This window comes from Sphingomonas sp. BE138, from assembly GCF_031456125.1.
GTDB lineage: Bacteria > Pseudomonadota > Alphaproteobacteria > Sphingomonadales > Sphingomonadaceae > Sphingomonas.
This window is the reverse complement of sequence record NZ_JAVDUC010000003.1, coordinates 360912-375288: the sequence shown is the minus strand read 5'-3', so window position 1 is coordinate 375288 and position 14377 is coordinate 360912. Positions and strand designations below refer to the sequence as shown.

Sequence of the window (14377 nt, the reverse complement as noted above, 5' to 3'; positions counted from 1 at the left end):
GCCGGCATGCCTCGGCCGTCGTGCCACCCTGGCTCACCATGATCTCAACCTCACGCAGCTTGCCGATGATCTCTTCGGGCTTGTGCTTCTTGGCAAGCATTCGTCGTCCCTTCCTTGATCCAGACTCTCATAGTCCATGGACCACTCAGAAGGGGGCAGCTCACTGTCGCGCTGGCGCCCGTCCGCCGCCGGGGCCGCGCAGACGATACGCGAATGACCCATGATCGTCTTGACGTCTCTCCGGCGCTGATCCGCCTGATCCTGCTGACGCTGCGCGACCGGCGCGATCGGTTTCGGCGCCTTGTTCGCGGGCGGCATGACGATCGGCAATGTCGTCTGCGCCCGGGCCGCTGATCGCGCGATGGTGCCGGCGATCGGCGGGACGCTCGCCTTCAACGTGGGCGCGGGCGTCCCTTCTGCCTTGCTCGCCCGAGAACCGGCGGCGCACGCATTCTCTGATCGGTGTCGCGGCTGATCGAGCGCCGTTACGGCGCCCGCGCCCATGACAATAAGAGGCTTTTTCATGGACCAGACACGTACGGCCGATCGCGCCATGGATACGGCCGCGACCGGACCGGTGGCGGGATCGGCGCTGAAATGGCTGGGGTGGATCGCCACCACCACCGCCATCTTCATGTTCGTCTCCTACGTCGATCAGATCAGGTTGAACCTGGCCGGCCAGAAGGGGTCGATCATCATGCCGATCGCCACGGTGGTGAATTGCAGCCTGTGGACAAGCTACGGCGCCTTGCGCCGCGACTGGCCGGTGGCGGCGGGCAATTTCCCGGGCGTCATCCTCGGCCTCATCACCGTTTTCACTGCCCTTTGATCCTGTCGCGTCCGCGCCTGCTTCTTCGTGGAGATTGCCATGTCCTTGCCGCCGATGACCCGCCGTGCCGCCCTGGCGGGGGCTGCCGCGACCGGCTTCGTTCCTGCGGTCGCCGCAGGCACCGCCCGGCCCGGCCAGCGAGGTGCCGCTGACTCGCCGCAATTGCGGGTCGCGGCGCGTTCCGACCGGCTATGCAACGGCGTGGCCGTGTCGCAGCAGGGCTTCATCTTCCTCGGGCTGCCTCGCTTGAACGGTCACGCGGAAACCCCCGGGCTGGTCCGTCTAGAGGAGGATGGCGCGACAACGCCGTTCCCCGGTGGCCGTTGGAACGAATGGCGCCCCGGCGTCGACCCGCGGGAGGCGTTCGTCAACGTCAATGCGGTTCATGTCTTCGCCGACGATACGTTGTGGGTCGTCGATCAGGGCACAACCGCGTCCGGACCGGTCGCGGGCGGCGCGAAGATCGTACGGATCGACGCCGCGACCGGTACCGTGCTGACGGTGCTGCGCTTCGCCGACGAGATCCTGCCGCCGGGCGCGGCGATGAACGACCTGCGTGTCCACGACAACATCGTCTATGTGACCGACTCCGGAAGGGGCGGCATCATCGTGCACGATCTGGCGGCGGACCGCACCGTGCGCCGCCTCTCGGGGCACCCGCTGACCAGGAAGCCCGAAGCACAGGTGCAAAGGGGTGCCGGCGGTCGTGTCCTGGCCGATCGTGCCGGCCGACGCCCGGCCGTGCACAGCGACATGATCGAACTCGATGCCGATGGCGCATGGCTGTACTGGTCAACCCCGACCGGACCGATCCGGCGCATCGCGACCGAATTGCTGCTGGACGAGCGGCTGGACGACGATGCGCTGGCGCAGGCCGTGCAGACGATCGCCGAGATCCCCACGATCGGCGGTACGGCGATGGACACGCTGGGCAACCTCTATCTGTCGGATGCGGAAAGCCGCCGGATCACCATCCTGACGCCGCAGGGGCGGCAGGTCCCGCTGATCGCGGACGACCGGCTGTCATCGCCCGACGCCATCTTCATCGATCATCGACGGCGTCTGTTCGTGCCGGCCTCGCAGCTGGAGGACCTTGCCGTCCATGCCGGCGCCGACCGGACGCGGCCACCGTGGCAGGTGTTCGTCATGGACCTGCCGGAGGAGGTGGACGGGGTGCGCCTGGGCGATGCGGTCACCGGCCGCCCGCCCGATCGCGGGCTGGGCTTCATCCGCGGCATCGAGCATGTGGCGATGACCGTTCCCGACATGGAGGACGGCATCCGCTTCCTGGAGCAGGCGTTCGGCGCGACGGTGCTGTATCGTCACCTGAAGCTGACCGATGAACCGCTCAAAGGGCCGGGCGTGGCGAAGATGAACGCGTTGCCGGCCGGGGCGACGATGCGCGGGCTGTGCCAGTTGCGGCTCGGCAACGCCGCCAATATCGAGCTTTTCCAGATCGACGGCGTACGGCGCACGCAGGCCGCACAGATCAACGATATGGGCCTCGTCCACTTCAGCGTGGCGGTGGACGACATCGACGCCGCCTGTGCGCGGTTCGAGCGGGCGGGCGGCAAGCTGCTTCCCGGCCCGCACGACCTGGGAACAAACGAGAAGGGGCCGGGCAACCGCTTTCGCTTCGGACAGACGCCATGGGGCACGTGGATCGAATTCGCGACGCTTCGCTCGCCGTTACGCTACGATGCCGGGGCACGTCAGCAGCGGTGGATACCTCAGCGCGGCTGAGCCCGGCCCGCGATGTGGCTGGCATTGCGCTTTCCACATGAATCGCCGGAGAGCTTCTCTTGCATAGCATCATTCGGCTCGAAGTGGCGTATTTGCGTCGGTGGGAGCATTGTCTATCAACGTCTCCATCGCGCGTCGCGCAGCATCGCCGTCGCCGGCGACCAGTGCCCTGAATACAGCGTGATGGTCGGGCATCGGGTCACGCACCTGCCGCCGCTGATCGCGCGAGAAGCGCGTGGTCCATTCGACCGCGGCGGCGATCGAGTTGGATAACGTCAGCAACCGTTCGTTGCGTGTCGCGTCGAGGACAGCAAGGTGGAACGCTTGGTCGTCACCTGCCCTCCGACCGCGGCACCGGTGCGCATCGGTGCGCATCGGTGCGCAGCCGGCGGCGCGCAGGTGGCGACGGTCGCCGAGGACGGCAAATACGGCGTCACGATCACCGGTCGCGCACGTGCAGGAGTCGTGGGCAAAACCCTCACGGCGGCCAATCTGCTGCTGTTCGCGGTCGGTCGCGAGCGGCGTCTGCGCGACGCTGCGACGGACCGCGCTCGCGATCAACACGGACGCTTACTGGACCAGCGGCCCGTAACCACCGGACTTCGCGTTCTTTCATGCAACGCCCCGATCGCCGCGCACTCGCCAGAAGGTCGCGATCCGGTGAGTGCGCAATGATCGATGCTACCGCGGTCACCCCGTCGAACAACGCATCAGTCGGCGGGCGTGCCCTGCGGGAGGGGCAGGGCGGTGATGTCGGATGATTCAGCCCAGAGGTTGATCCCGCCGTCCTCGGCCGCCTTGTCGATCGCGGCGAGATCGTCGGCGGAAAAGTCGAGCGCCTTCACCGCATCGAGCGAGTCGTCGAGTTGTTCGACCGTGCGCGCGCCGATCAGCGCGGAGGTGACGCGCGCGTCGCGCAGCACCCAGGCGATCGCCATTTGTGCCAGCGTTTGCCCGCGCCGAGCCGCGATGTCGTTGAGCGCGCGGATCGCCGCCAGGTTCTGGTCGGTCAGCATCCCCTGCGACAGCGAGCCACCGCGGCCGGCGCGCGCGCCCTGCGGGACGCCGTGCAGATATTTGTCGGTCAGCATGCCCTGTGCCAGCGGCGAGAAAGCGATGCAGCCGGTGCCGAGGTTCTCCAGGGTGGCGAGCAGTTCGCGTTCGATCCAGCGGTTGAGGATCGAGTAGCTCGGCTGGTGGATGAACAACGGCACCTTCTCCTCGGCGAGGATCTGCGCGGCCTTGCGGGTAAGCCCCGGATCGTAGGAGGAGATGCCGACGTACAGCGCTTTGCCCTGCCGGTGGAGCTGGACCAAGGCGCCCATGGTCTCCTCCAGCGGGGTCGCCGGATCGACGCGGTGCGAATAGAAGATGTCGACATAGTCGAGCCCCATCCGCTTCAGGCTCTGGTCGCAACTGGCGATCAGATACTTGCGCGACGACCCGATGTCGCCGTACGGCCCGGGCCACATGTCCCAGCCGGCCTTGGTCGAGATCACGAGCTCGTCACGGTACCCGCGCAGATCGGCGGCGAGCACGCGCCCGAAATTCTCCTCCGCCGATCCGTAGGGCGGGCCGTAATTGTTGGCGAGATCGAAATGGGTGACGCCGCGGTCAAAGGCGCGGCGCAGGATCGCGCGGCCCGTTTCGAACACGTCCGCACCGCCGAAGTTCTGCCACAGGCCGAGGCTGATCGCGGGCAGCCGCAGCCCGCTGCGACCGGTGCGGCGGTACGGCATCCGGCCGTCATAGCGGTCGGGAGATGCGGCATAGGGCGGGTCGAACGGCATGGCAGGCTCCTCTTATCTCAACAGGTTAACGCACGCCGGGGCGTGCGTTTCAACCGCGGCGCGTCAACCGGGTTCGGTGGATGGCGCGAATTGTGCGTACCAGTCGGCATAGCGCGTGTTGCGCGCCAGGCAGCGGTTGAGGTCGGGCGTACCGTCGGTCCACCAGACCGGGCCGCGCTCGCCCAGCGCGACCTTGGCGGCGTCGACGCGCGTGCGGGCGGCGCGCAGGGCAACGGGATCGTCGTGGCGGAGCGCGCCCTGCACCGCGCGGCGCGCGGCCATCAGTTCTTCCACGAGCGCCTGGCGCGTATCGGGCGGAAGGGCTGGGTTGCTTTTGCGCCACAAGCGCCCGCGCACCACCATGTAGCGACCATCGGGCGTGGTCGGCGGATCGGCTAGCGGTGTCGCCACGCGCCGGCACCCAGCGCCGCCAGCCCGACCGCCGCGACGCCGACCCCCAGCAGCGCGGCGGTGCGGCGCCGCTCCGGGTGGCGTCGTCCGCCGTCGATGCCGCTCGGATCGGAGGGCGTCTCGAACAGCGCGCCGCTGCTGTCCGCGCCCGGATCGGCCTTGCGCGCCCAACTGTCCATGAAGCCGTTCATGAGCGCGGCCGACAGGTTGGGGGCCAGGAACTGGTTGAATTTCAGCGCGATGGCGGGCGCACCGACGACGGTGGTGTTGCGCGGGCGGTCGGCAAGCCGCACCACCGCCTTCGCCACCGTTTCCGGCGCCAGGGAGCCGGGCGGCAGCGACAGTTCCGCGCCGGTATGATTGGCGGCGTGATCGATCCCCGGCGTATCCACGAAGGTGGGAAAGACGTCGCAGATATGGATGCGCGGATGCTTCGACATCTCGCCCCGCAGCGCCTCGCTGAACCCGCGCAGCCCGAACTTGCTCGCCGCATAGGCCGCCGCATAGGGGGTCGCGACGAACCCGCCGACCGAGATCATGTTGATGAAGATGCCATGATCCTGCGCCAGGAAGATCGGCAGCACCGCATGCGCGTCGTTCATATGGCCGAGGAGGTTGGTGGTGACGACCTGCGCATGCTCGGCGATCGGCACGTCCTCGTAGCGACCGACGACGCCGACCCCGACGTTGCTGAACCACACGTCGATCCCGCCCAGCGTGTCGCGCGCCGTGGCCGCCAGCCGCGCGACGGCGCCGGCATCGGTCACGTCGAGGGTCTGCACCTGCGCCTCGCCCCCGGCCCCCCGGCAGCGCGCGGCGATATCCTCCAGCCCGGCGGTGCCACGTGCCGCGAGCACCAGATGCGCCCCGCGCCGGGCGAAGGCGACGGCGGTCGCCGCGCCGATCCCGCTCGATGCCCCGGTGATGACCACCCGCGTCGCTGCCGTTCTGCCCGTCATGCCTGCTGCCTCGTTCCGATCGACAGAAGCCGGACGATCCGCGGGCGTGGTCGTTCCGAGCGGGGCGATCAGGCGAGCGGGGCGGGCGGGCGACCGAGCGCCGCGACGATCGCGGGCAGGAGATGCGCGACGACCAGTTCGATCGCGCGCGCGTTGGGGTGAAGGCCGTCCGGTAGGGTAAGCCGTGGGTGACCCATGACGCCGGGAGGGAAGAACGGGGCGTGATCGGCGCCATGGCGCTCCGCAAGATCGGCGTACATGCTGTCATACGACGGGGCATGGGCGCGCAGGAACGGTGGCACCTCGAAGGTGGTCAGGAAGGTCGCGATGCCGCACGAGGTCAACGTGCCGAGGATCTCGTCGAGGTTCGCCCTGGTGCGCGCGGGGGCAACACCGCGCAGCAGATCGTTCGCGCCGAGTTCGACGATGGCGAGCTCAGGCTTGTGGGCAAGGCCGCTCAACACTCGCGGCAGGCGGTGGAGAGCGTCGGCGGTGGTGTCCCCCGACACGCCGGCATCGTGCACGGTCGCGTCCGGGTGACGGTCACGCAGCGCCTGTTCCAGCTTCGCTGCAAAAGAGTTGCGTGTCGGAAGGCCGTAGCCGGCAGTCAGGCTGTCTCCGAGCGCGAGCACGTGGGGCGTCCAGAAGGCGGGCATCGTTCTTATATATGATCGCGGCCGCAAAGATCAGCCCGGTACCCAAGGGCATCACTCGTCAGACCTGCACGCTATCGGCGATGAGCGTGCGCGCGGGTCGGTACTCATGTAAAGAGTTGGGATCGGCAAGGGTCGGCAAGCAGAAAACGAACGCGAGCGATCGGTGACCGCTTGTGGGTCGGAAGGGGCGCAGCGGTCGCTGAGGTTCGCAGCGACGAACAGGGTGAACGCAAGCTCCCCGTTCAATAGGGAGGCGCGATGCGTGCGCGCTGCTCACGCGCGGCCGCGGTCCACCAGGCGAGGTCGTCGGCGAAGCGCGGGAAGCTGCGGGTTAGCGACGCGCCGCCATCCCCGATCGGGTTGCCGTCGGGGTCGAGCGTGTGGCCGATGCTGCCGATGGTCAGCGTGCTCGAGATGACGACCATCCCCATCTCGCTCAGCGTGCCGTGCCACGCAACGCTGGCGTGTGCGCCCGCAAGCCGACCGGCCGAATAGCTGGCGATCGCCGCCGGCCGCCAGAACCATTCCTCCAGAAAATGGTCGGTCAGGTTCTTCAGCCCGGGCTGCTGGCCCCAGTTATACTCGCCGGTGACGAAGACGAAGGCGTCGGCGGCGCGAATTTTGGCCGCAAGCGCCTCCAGCGCCGGCGGCGCCGTACCTGCCGGATACTCCTTGTACATACGGTCGAGCATCGGCAACCCGATCGCCTTGGCATCGATCAGTTCGGGCGCGGCGCCGCGATCGGCGAAGGCTCGCATCAGATAGTCGGCGAGCCGGATGCCCTGCCGGTCCGCGCGGTAGGAGCCGTAGAAGATCAGTATGCGGTCGGCCATCGCCACTCCCCTGAAGAAGACGGGCGGACCATCGGCCCGCCCGAAACGTCGCTCAACCCTGAATGAAGGCGAGCAGATCGGCGTTGATCTGGTCGGCATGCGTGGTCGGCATCCCGTGCGGATAGCCGGGGTAGGATTTCAGCACCGCACCCGCGACGATGTCGGCGGACAGCTTGCCGGTCGTCGCGAACGGCACGACCTGATCGTCCTCGCCGTGCATGACCAGCGTCGGGACCGCGATGGCCTTCAGATCGTCGGTGAAGTCGGTCTCCGAAAACGCCTTGATGCCCAATGTATGCGCCAGCACGCTGCCCTGCATCCCCTGCCGCCACCAATTGCGGCGCACGCCTTCCTTCACCTCGGCGCCGTCGCGGTTGTAGCCGAAGAAGGGCAGGGTGAAGTCGTAAAAGAATTGCGCGCGGTTGGTCGCGGTCTGATGGCGGACGTCGTCGAACACCTCGATCGGCACCCCTTCGGGGTTGCGGTCGGTTCGTACCATGATCGGCGCGACCGCGCTGACCAGCACCGCCTTGGCGACACGCCCCGGCGCGGCGCGCGCGACATAGCGGGCGACCTCACCGCCGCCCGTCGAATGGCCGACATGGATCGCGTCCCGATGATCAAGTGCGTCGGTCAGCGCGATCACATCGGCGACATAGCTGTCCATGTCGTGGCCGGTCGCGGCCTGCGTCGAGCGACCATGGCCGCGCCGGTCATGCGCCACCACCCGGTAGCCCTTGTCGAGGAAAAACATCATCTGCGCATCCCAGTCGTCCGCGCTCAGCGGCCAGCCGTGGTGGAAGTGGATGACCTGCGCATCGCGCGGGCCCCAGTCCTTGTAGAAAATCTCGGTACCGTCGGCGGTGGTGATGAACGGCATGGTCGGTCTCCGTGGTTCGATGGCTACGCACACAGAAGGGAAAGAAGGGTCAGGCGGCGTCGACGAGCACGATCTCGGCATCCTCGATCGCGGTGACGGTCAACGTTGCCTCGTCGACGATCGCGGCGCCATCGCGCGCCTCGATCCGGACGCCGTTGACGTCGATCGCGCCGGTGGCGGGAACCAGATACGCGTGGCGGCCGACGCCGAGGCGATACTCGGCGCTTTCGCCGGCCTTGATCGTCGCCCCCAACACCCGGGCATCGGTGCGGATCGGCAGCGCGTCCGCGTCGCCCTTGAGCCCCGAGGCGAGCACGACGAACTGCCCGGCGCGATCGCCCTTCGGGAAGGGCTTGGCACCCCAATGCGGTTCGCCGCCCCGTTCCTTCGGCTCGATCCAGATCTGGAAGATCCGCGTGGTCTGCGTCTCGCGGTTGTATTCGGAGTGGCGGACGCCCGAGCCGGCGCTCATCACCTGCACGTCGCCGGCTTCGGTGCGGCCGATATTGCCCAACGAGTCCTGATGCGTGATCGCGCCGTCGCGGACATAGGTAATGATCTCCATGTCGGCGTGCGGATGCGGCGGAAATCCGGTGCCCGCGGCGATCGTGTCGTCGTTCCACACGCGGATCGGGCCCCAGCCCATGTTGGCAGGATCGTAGTAGCTGGCGAAGGAGAAGTGATGCCTGGCATCCAGCCAGCCGTGGTTGGCACCACCGAGTTTGGCGAAGGGGCGACGATCGATCATCTCTAAGCTCCTTGAAAGACACTGACATTTGTTTCGCTGAGGGCAAGATGGTGCACAAACACGCTTGACGAAACGGCAAGTATGGCATTGCATCATTGCCGAAAATGACACGTCGACTCCCGGATCTCGAAGCCTGGGCGATCTTCGCCAAGGTCGCTGAAACTGGCTCCTTCGCGCGGGCCGCACAGGAACTGGGGCTGGCCAATCCGACCGTTTCCAAGGCGATCGCGCGACTGGAAGCGCGGATGGGCGTGACCTTGCTCAATCGCACGTCGCGTCGCCTCGCGCTGACCGAGGGCGGGCGCGCGGTGCTGCCGCGCGCGACGCGTCTGCTGCGAGAGGGCGAGGCCGCGGAGGACGAGGCGAAGGAGCAATCGGCGGTGCCGCGCGGGCGGGTGCGGATCAGCGTGCCGGTGTCGTTCGGGATCGGCTATATGGCGGCCATCCTGCCGGCGTTCATGGCCGCCTACCCGGAGGTGACGCTCGACCTCGCGTTGAGCGACCGGCACGTCGATCTGGTTGCGGGCGGGTTCGATCTCGCGTTGCGGATCGCGCGGCTAGAGGACAGTTCGCTCGTCGCGCGGCGGCTGTGCACGGTGCGGCTGCTGCTGGTCGCGTCGCCCGGTTATTGGAACCGGGTGGGGCGACCGACGCATCCGGCGCAGCTCGCCCGGCATCGCGCGCTCGCCTATAGCGGCGCGGCCAATCCCGGCGTGTGGCGCCTGACGCATCCGCAGTTCGGTGAGGAGGCGATCGCCCCGCCGGTCGTGTTGTGGGCCGACAACGCCGACGTGCTGACCCCGGCGCTGCTGGCGGGGCAGGGCGTTGCGATGCAGCCGGAATTTCTGGTGTGGCGCGAGTTGCTTGCGGGCACGCTGGAGGTGGTGATGCCCGACTGGGCGGCACCCGTGTTGGCACTGCATCTGGTGATGCCGCCCTCGACACTGCGGCCGCTTCGCGTGCAGGCGGCGATCGACCATCTCGCCCACGCGCTGGCGAAGGCGCCGTGGGCACTTCCGTCCGGCTGACGACTGCCCGGCTGGCCGACGTCTGACCGCTTCCCCAGCAGCCAGAAGTCGTTCACCGTCGAGGCGAGCCGGGCGAACTGCTCGGCCATCGCTTTGTCCATCGAGCCGCGGATCACCGCGGGCCGCTCGAAGGCGCGATCGATCAGGACCAGATAGGCCTCCCGCTCCGGCGCGCTCATAGCAGATTCGTTCATCGACACGCCGCGCTCGTCGTCGGCCAGGCCAAGCTCCAGCTCGTCGTCGTCGATGGCGCGAGCAATCAGCGTCATCTGCTCGCCCGCGACGAGGCTCGCAAGCCACGGTGACCACCAGCGCGCAGCCGGTGAGGGGGAGGAGCGATACGTCAAGCTCCAGCCCCTCCGGGCTCAACGAGGCTTCGCGCGCAGCGGCGGCGGCGAACAAGTAACGATTGTCGAATAGTCATCGGGCAGGTCGCCAATCCACCCGATGCCATCGCCGCCTGGCTCGACACGCTCGAGCGACATATCCGCCTCGTCTTCGAGGCCACCAGCGGCTGCGACGGCGACCTGATCGCTGCGCCGGCGACACGCGGCCATCCTCACCGCCGTCGCACGACGACTCCCCGTCATCCTCAACGCCATGATCCGAAAACGACAGCCGATCGTACTCGCATCATCATCACATTTACCCCCGCCGGATGGCCCGCCGGCATCATTTCCGCTGGCCGATGTTCGGTTCGGGACATGGCGATTGCAGCCCCGCCGTGGCCGCGGGAGCATGGACGGGCGGGTGATCAGGCCCGCAGGGGGAGCGCCGTTCATGCTGTACGACGAGTTCCGGCACCTGACGTTCGAGCGACCGTCGCCGCACGTCATGCTGGTCACCATCAACCGCCCGGAAAGGCACAATGCGGTCAACGCGCGGCTGCACCACGAATTGGCGGAGGTGTGGTCGACGATCGGTCGCGATGCGAGCGTCGATGTCGCGGTAGTGACGGGCGCGGGGCGCACGTTCAGCGTCGGCGGCGACCTCGACGAGGGACGCGACAATCCTGGACGGATCGAACCGACGATCCATTCCGGCGAGCAGGCGCTTCGGCTGGTCTACGGCATGATCCACTGCGACAAGCCGATCATCTCCGCGATCAACGGCGCCGCCGCGGGCGCGGGGCTCGCCACCGCGCTGTGCGCCGACATCAGCATCATAGCCGAGGACGCGGTCATCACCGACGCGCACAGCCGGATCGGCGTCGCGTCGGGCGACCATGCTGTCATGCTGTGGCCGCTGTTCTGCGGGATGCTCAAGGCCAAGCTGTACCTGCTGACCGCCGACCGGATGACCGGGGTGGAGGCGGAACGGATCGGCCTCGTCTCGCGCTGCCTGCCGCGCGAGCAGGTTCTCGACAAGGCGCTGGCGCTCGCCGACCAGCTCGCGGCGCTTCCGCAACAGGCGCTGCGCTGGACCAAGCGTTGCCTCAACCACTGGCTGCGCCAGGCAGCGCCGATGCTTGACCTGTCGGTCGCCTACGAGGGCCTGAACTTCATGCAGGACGACGCCAAGGAAGCGCTCGCTGCCTTCCTCGACAAGCGGCCGCCCGTGTACAAGGGCCACCAGCTGCGGAGCGAGCGCGCATGAACGTCGCCCATTTTCTCGTCCGCTCGGCGATCCGTCATCCGGCTCGGCCGCTGTGGATCCTGCCCGACCGCGCGATCTCCTATGCCGAGGGACGCCGCCGGCTGGACCGTGTCGCGTGCTCGTTGCTGGCGGTGGGAGTGCAATTCGATCGGGTCGCGATCCTGTCCGCCAACCGCTTCGAGGGGTTCGAGGCCTATCTGGCCGCGATGCACGCCGGCATGGCGGCGATGCCGATGAACCCGAAGCTTCATGCGCGCGAGTACGCGCACATGCTGGCCGACTCGGGCGCCGCGATCCTCGTCTACTCGTCCGATTTCGCCCAGACCGTCGCCGCGATCCACGCGGAGGTCGCGCTGCCGCCGCACGTCTACTGCATCGGCGACTGGCACGCAGGCATGCCGGGGCGCCCCTACGACGACCTCCTCGCCGGCGAGGACCGCGGCGCGCCCGCGATCGACATCGATCCCGACGATGTCGCCTGGCTGTTCTACACCTCCGGCACGACCGGGCGGCCGAAGGGCGCGATGGAAACGCACCGCAACCTAGTCGCAATGGTGCAGCACTACCTGACCGACGGGCTGCGCGACGCCGACGAGACCGACGTCATGCTGCACCTTGCCCCGATCTCGCACGGCACGGCGAGCATCGGGCTCGTCTTCCTGGCGCGCGCGGGAGCGCAGAGCTTCCCGCTGTCCAAGTCGTTCGATCCCGACAAGGTGTGCGAGGCGATCGAGCGCTACGACGTGACCGCGACGATGATGGCGCCGACGATGGTGCAGATGCTGGTCCGCAGCGGCGCGCTCGAGCGTCACGACGTGTCGTCGCTGCGTTCCATCGTCTACGGCGGCGCGGCGATGCACCGTGCGGTGCTGGACGAGGCGATGCGGCTGCTCGGCCCGATCTTCGTCCAGGGCTACGGCCAGGGGGAGGCGGCGGCGTGCTGTACCGTTCTCGGCAAGCAGGACCATGTCACCGGGGACGACCCCGTCCGCATCGCGCGGCTGTCGTCGGTCGGGCGCGAGGCGACGGGCGTCATGATCCGCATCGTCGACGAGGAGGGCCGCCCGCTGCCGACCGGCGTCGCGGGGGAGATCACGATCCGGTCCGACCTCGTCATGCGCGGCTATTGGAACGACGAGGCGGCGGCGGCGAAGGCGAAGTTCGGCCGCTGGCTGCGCACCGGGGACGTCGGCTACCTCGACGACGGCGGCTATCTGTTCCTGACCGATCGGGTGAAGGACATGATCATTTCCGGCGGGTCGAACATCTACCCGCGCGAGATCGAGGAGGTCCTCTATCGCCATCCGGCGGTCTCCGAGGTCGCGGTGATCGGCGTTCCGGACGAGAAATGGGGCGAGGCGGTGGTGGCGATGGTGGTCCCCCGCGAAGGCGCGGCGCGCGACGAGGCCGCGCTGATCAACTTCACGCGCGACCATATCGCCTCGTTCAAGAAGCCCAAGCACGTCGTGTTCGTCGAGAGCCTGCCCAAGAGCGCTTACGGCAAGGTGCTGAAGCGTGAGTTGCGCGACCAATTCCACCGCACTGCCGGCGCGGCGTGACCGCAACCCCGACACAGGAGACGATCGTGGCCAGCTTCCCCGGCAATTCGCGCAACGCCGCCTTTCTGGAGCGCGCGCGCCGCGTGCTGCCCGGCGGCACGTTCAATTCCTATGCAATGGACGAGGACGCCGACGTCGTCGTCGCCAGCGGCGAGGGGTGCCGCGTCAGGGACGGCGACGGGCGCGAGTATATCGACCTCGTCAACGGTTCCGGCCCGATGGTGCTGGGCCACGCGCATCCGGAGGTAGTCGCCGCGTTGCAGGAAGCGGTGCTGAACCCCTCCAACTTTTACATCCTCAACGAACGCGGCATCGAGCTTGCCGAGCGATTGGTCGAGGCGATCCCGTGCGCCGACCAAATCAAGTACGGCATTTCCGGATCGGACGCGACGATGTTCGCGATGCGCCTTGCGCGAGCCCACACCGGCCGTAGCAAAGTGCTGAAGTTCGAGGGCGCATTCCTCGGCGTCAACGACTATGCGCTGATGAGCATGGCGCCGCCGCCCGACGTCCCTATCCGCGGGCGGTGCCCGACACCGCCGGCATCCCACCGGTGTTGCAGGACGAGGTGCTGATCGCGCCCTTCAACGACCTCGACGCCGTGGCGGCGATCATGGACGACCATCGCGACACGCTAGCCGCCGTCATCGTCGAGGCGCAGCAGCGCTGCATCGATCCCGCGCCGGGCTTTCTCGAAGGGCTGCGCGAGCTGTGCACCCGCAACGGCGCCGTCCTCATCTTCGACGAGGTGGTGACGGGGTTCCGCCTTGCCTACGGCGGCGCGCAGGAATTCTACGGAGTCACGCCCGACCTTGCGACCTACGGCAAGATTGTCGGCGGTGGGCTACCGCTGTCCGCGGTCGCGGGCCGGGCCGACATCATGGCGCTGGGCAATCCGCGCCGGGCCGCCGAGCCGGGCTACTGCTATCTCAGCAGCACGATGAGCGGCAATCCGGTGGCTGCTGCCGCCGGCCTGGCGACCCTGGACGTGCTGCGCCGTCCCGGCACCTACGAACGGCTGTTCGCGGTCGCCGAGCGCATCCGCGAGGGCGCTCGCGCCTCGTTCGCGAAACACGGCGTCGCGGCAAAGGCGCTGGGCAACGGGCCGATCGTACAGTTCGCCTTCACCGGCCGGGACGTGGTCGACTATCGCACGTCGCACAGCCCGGACAACCGCCTGCTCAAGCCCCTCGTGCGCGAGCTGGTGAAGCGCGGCGTGCTGACCCACGGCAAGTTCTACTGTTCACTGGCGCTGGGCGACGAGGACGTGAAACAGATCGTCTCGACCTTCGACGACGCGCTCGCCGCCACGGTTCGGCTGAAGTAGGAACTCCACGTAGCGATC

At 68.0% G+C, this 14377-nt stretch carries 16 protein-coding genes; 8 read left to right on the top strand and 8 right to left on the bottom strand.

The features are described 5' to 3' along the window. The first annotated feature begins 316 nt into the window (after positions 1–316). From J2Y58_RS06890 to J2Y58_RS06880, 3 genes are read left to right on the top strand one after another with little or no spacing between them, the layout of a single operon-like run. Positions 317–475, top strand: coding sequence for a hypothetical protein (locus J2Y58_RS06890; RefSeq protein ID WP_310100611.1), 159 nt, complete (start codon positions 317–319; stop codon positions 473–475). A 48-nt stretch (positions 476–523) separates the two neighbouring features. Then, complete coding sequence (locus J2Y58_RS06885) at positions 524–829, top strand: SemiSWEET family transporter (protein WP_310100608.1); 306 nt, start codon at positions 524–526, stop codon at positions 827–829. A 39-nt stretch (positions 830–868) separates the two neighbouring features. Further along, entirely contained in the window at positions 869–2572 is a 1704-nt protein-coding gene (locus J2Y58_RS06880; RefSeq protein ID WP_310100605.1) for an L-dopachrome tautomerase-related protein, read from the top strand. Between the two features lie 69 nt (positions 2573–2641). Here the strand turns inward: J2Y58_RS06880 and J2Y58_RS06875 are convergent, their stop codons facing one another. The 8 genes from J2Y58_RS06875 to J2Y58_RS06840 all read right to left on the bottom strand — a co-directional run bounded on the left by J2Y58_RS06875 (position 2642) and on the right by J2Y58_RS06840 (position 8849). Next, positions 2642–3136: an FCD domain-containing protein gene (locus tag J2Y58_RS06875; protein WP_310100602.1), complete on the bottom strand. Its 495-nt coding sequence runs from the start codon at positions 3134–3136 to the stop codon at positions 2642–2644. A gap of 146 nt (positions 3137–3282) precedes the next feature. Then, positions 3283–4362, bottom strand: a complete 1080-nt coding sequence (gene mgrA, locus J2Y58_RS06870; protein WP_310100599.1) for an L-glyceraldehyde 3-phosphate reductase — start codon at positions 4360–4362, stop codon at positions 3283–3285. A gap of 63 nt (positions 4363–4425) precedes the next feature. Continuing rightward, entirely contained in the window at positions 4426–4725 is a 300-nt protein-coding gene (locus tag J2Y58_RS06865; protein WP_310100662.1) for a hypothetical protein, read from the bottom strand. Between the two features lie 32 nt (positions 4726–4757). Further along, positions 4758–5732: an SDR family oxidoreductase gene (locus tag J2Y58_RS06860; RefSeq protein ID WP_310100596.1), complete on the bottom strand. Its 975-nt coding sequence runs from the start codon at positions 5730–5732 to the stop codon at positions 4758–4760. Between the two features lie 68 nt (positions 5733–5800). After that, positions 5801–6388, bottom strand: coding sequence for an arylesterase (locus tag J2Y58_RS06855; RefSeq protein ID WP_310100593.1), 588 nt, complete (start codon positions 6386–6388; stop codon positions 5801–5803). Positions 6389–6630: 242 nt separating this feature from the next. After that, positions 6631–7221: an NAD(P)H-dependent oxidoreductase gene (locus tag J2Y58_RS06850; protein ID WP_310100590.1), complete on the bottom strand. Its 591-nt coding sequence runs from the start codon at positions 7219–7221 to the stop codon at positions 6631–6633. A 52-nt stretch (positions 7222–7273) separates the two neighbouring features. Next, positions 7274–8101, bottom strand: coding sequence for an alpha/beta hydrolase (locus J2Y58_RS06845; RefSeq protein WP_310100587.1), 828 nt, complete (start codon positions 8099–8101; stop codon positions 7274–7276). 49 nt (positions 8102–8150) lie between these two features. Next, positions 8151–8849 (bottom strand): pirin family protein, encoded by a 699-nt coding sequence (locus J2Y58_RS06840; RefSeq protein WP_310100585.1) that lies wholly within the window; start codon positions 8847–8849, stop codon positions 8151–8153. A 104-nt stretch (positions 8850–8953) separates the two neighbouring features. On the opposite strand from J2Y58_RS06840, the gene J2Y58_RS06835 reads away from it, so the two are divergent. From J2Y58_RS06835 to J2Y58_RS06815, 5 genes are all read left to right on the top strand, one after another. After that, the gene (locus J2Y58_RS06835) at positions 8954–9877 is read left to right on the top strand and encodes a LysR family transcriptional regulator (RefSeq protein ID WP_310100582.1); all 924 of its coding nucleotides are present in this window, start codon (positions 8954–8956) and stop codon (positions 9875–9877) included. Between the two features lie 780 nt (positions 9878–10657). Continuing rightward, entirely contained in the window at positions 10658–11473 is an 816-nt protein-coding gene (locus J2Y58_RS06830) for an enoyl-CoA hydratase/isomerase family protein (protein WP_310100574.1), read from the top strand. After that, the gene (locus J2Y58_RS06825; protein WP_310100572.1) at positions 11470–13032 is read left to right on the top strand and encodes a long-chain-fatty-acid--CoA ligase; all 1563 of its coding nucleotides are present in this window, start codon (positions 11470–11472) and stop codon (positions 13030–13032) included. The genes J2Y58_RS06830 and J2Y58_RS06825 overlap by 4 nt, the downstream gene beginning before the upstream one ends. 26 nt (positions 13033–13058) lie before the next feature. Then, positions 13059–13607, top strand: coding sequence for an aminotransferase class III-fold pyridoxal phosphate-dependent enzyme (locus J2Y58_RS06820; RefSeq protein ID WP_310100565.1), 549 nt, complete (start codon positions 13059–13061; stop codon positions 13605–13607). Next, the gene (locus tag J2Y58_RS06815) at positions 13559–14359 is read left to right on the top strand and encodes an aminotransferase class III-fold pyridoxal phosphate-dependent enzyme (protein WP_310100562.1); all 801 of its coding nucleotides are present in this window, start codon (positions 13559–13561) and stop codon (positions 14357–14359) included. The genes J2Y58_RS06820 and J2Y58_RS06815 overlap by 49 nt, the downstream gene beginning before the upstream one ends. Positions 14360–14377: the final 18 nt, after the last annotated feature.

Bases quoted from the DNA above. Each gene is read 5' to 3' on its own strand.
- J2Y58_RS06890 (WP_310100611.1), top strand. From the start codon at position 317: ATGACGATCGGCAATGTCGTCTGCGCCCGGGCCGCTGATCGCGCGATG.
- J2Y58_RS06885 (WP_310100608.1), top strand. From the start codon at position 524: ATGGACCAGACACGTACGGCCGATCGCGCCATGGATACGGCCGCGACC.
- J2Y58_RS06880 (WP_310100605.1), top strand. From the start codon at position 869: ATGTCCTTGCCGCCGATGACCCGCCGTGCCGCCCTGGCGGGGGCTGCC.
- mgrA (WP_310100599.1), bottom strand. From the start codon at position 4,362: ATGCCGTTCGACCCGCCCTATGCCGCATCTCCCGACCGCTATGACGGC.
- J2Y58_RS06865 (WP_310100662.1), bottom strand. From the start codon at position 4,725: ATGGTGGTGCGCGGGCGCTTGTGGCGCAAAAGCAACCCAGCCCTTCCG.
- J2Y58_RS06860 (WP_310100596.1), bottom strand. From the start codon at position 5,732: ATGACGGGCAGAACGGCAGCGACGCGGGTGGTCATCACCGGGGCATCG.
- J2Y58_RS06855 (WP_310100593.1), bottom strand. From the start codon at position 6,388: ATGCCCGCCTTCTGGACGCCCCACGTGCTCGCGCTCGGAGACAGCCTG.
- J2Y58_RS06850 (WP_310100590.1), bottom strand. From the start codon at position 7,221: ATGGCCGACCGCATACTGATCTTCTACGGCTCCTACCGCGCGGACCGG.
- J2Y58_RS06845 (WP_310100587.1), bottom strand. From the start codon at position 8,101: ATGCCGTTCATCACCACCGCCGACGGTACCGAGATTTTCTACAAGGAC.
- J2Y58_RS06840 (WP_310100585.1), bottom strand. From the start codon at position 8,849: ATGATCGATCGTCGCCCCTTCGCCAAACTCGGTGGTGCCAACCACGGC.
- J2Y58_RS06835 (WP_310100582.1), top strand. From the start codon at position 8,954: ATGACACGTCGACTCCCGGATCTCGAAGCCTGGGCGATCTTCGCCAAG.
- J2Y58_RS06830 (WP_310100574.1), top strand. From the start codon at position 10,658: ATGCTGTACGACGAGTTCCGGCACCTGACGTTCGAGCGACCGTCGCCG.
- J2Y58_RS06825 (WP_310100572.1), top strand. From the start codon at position 11,470: ATGAACGTCGCCCATTTTCTCGTCCGCTCGGCGATCCGTCATCCGGCT.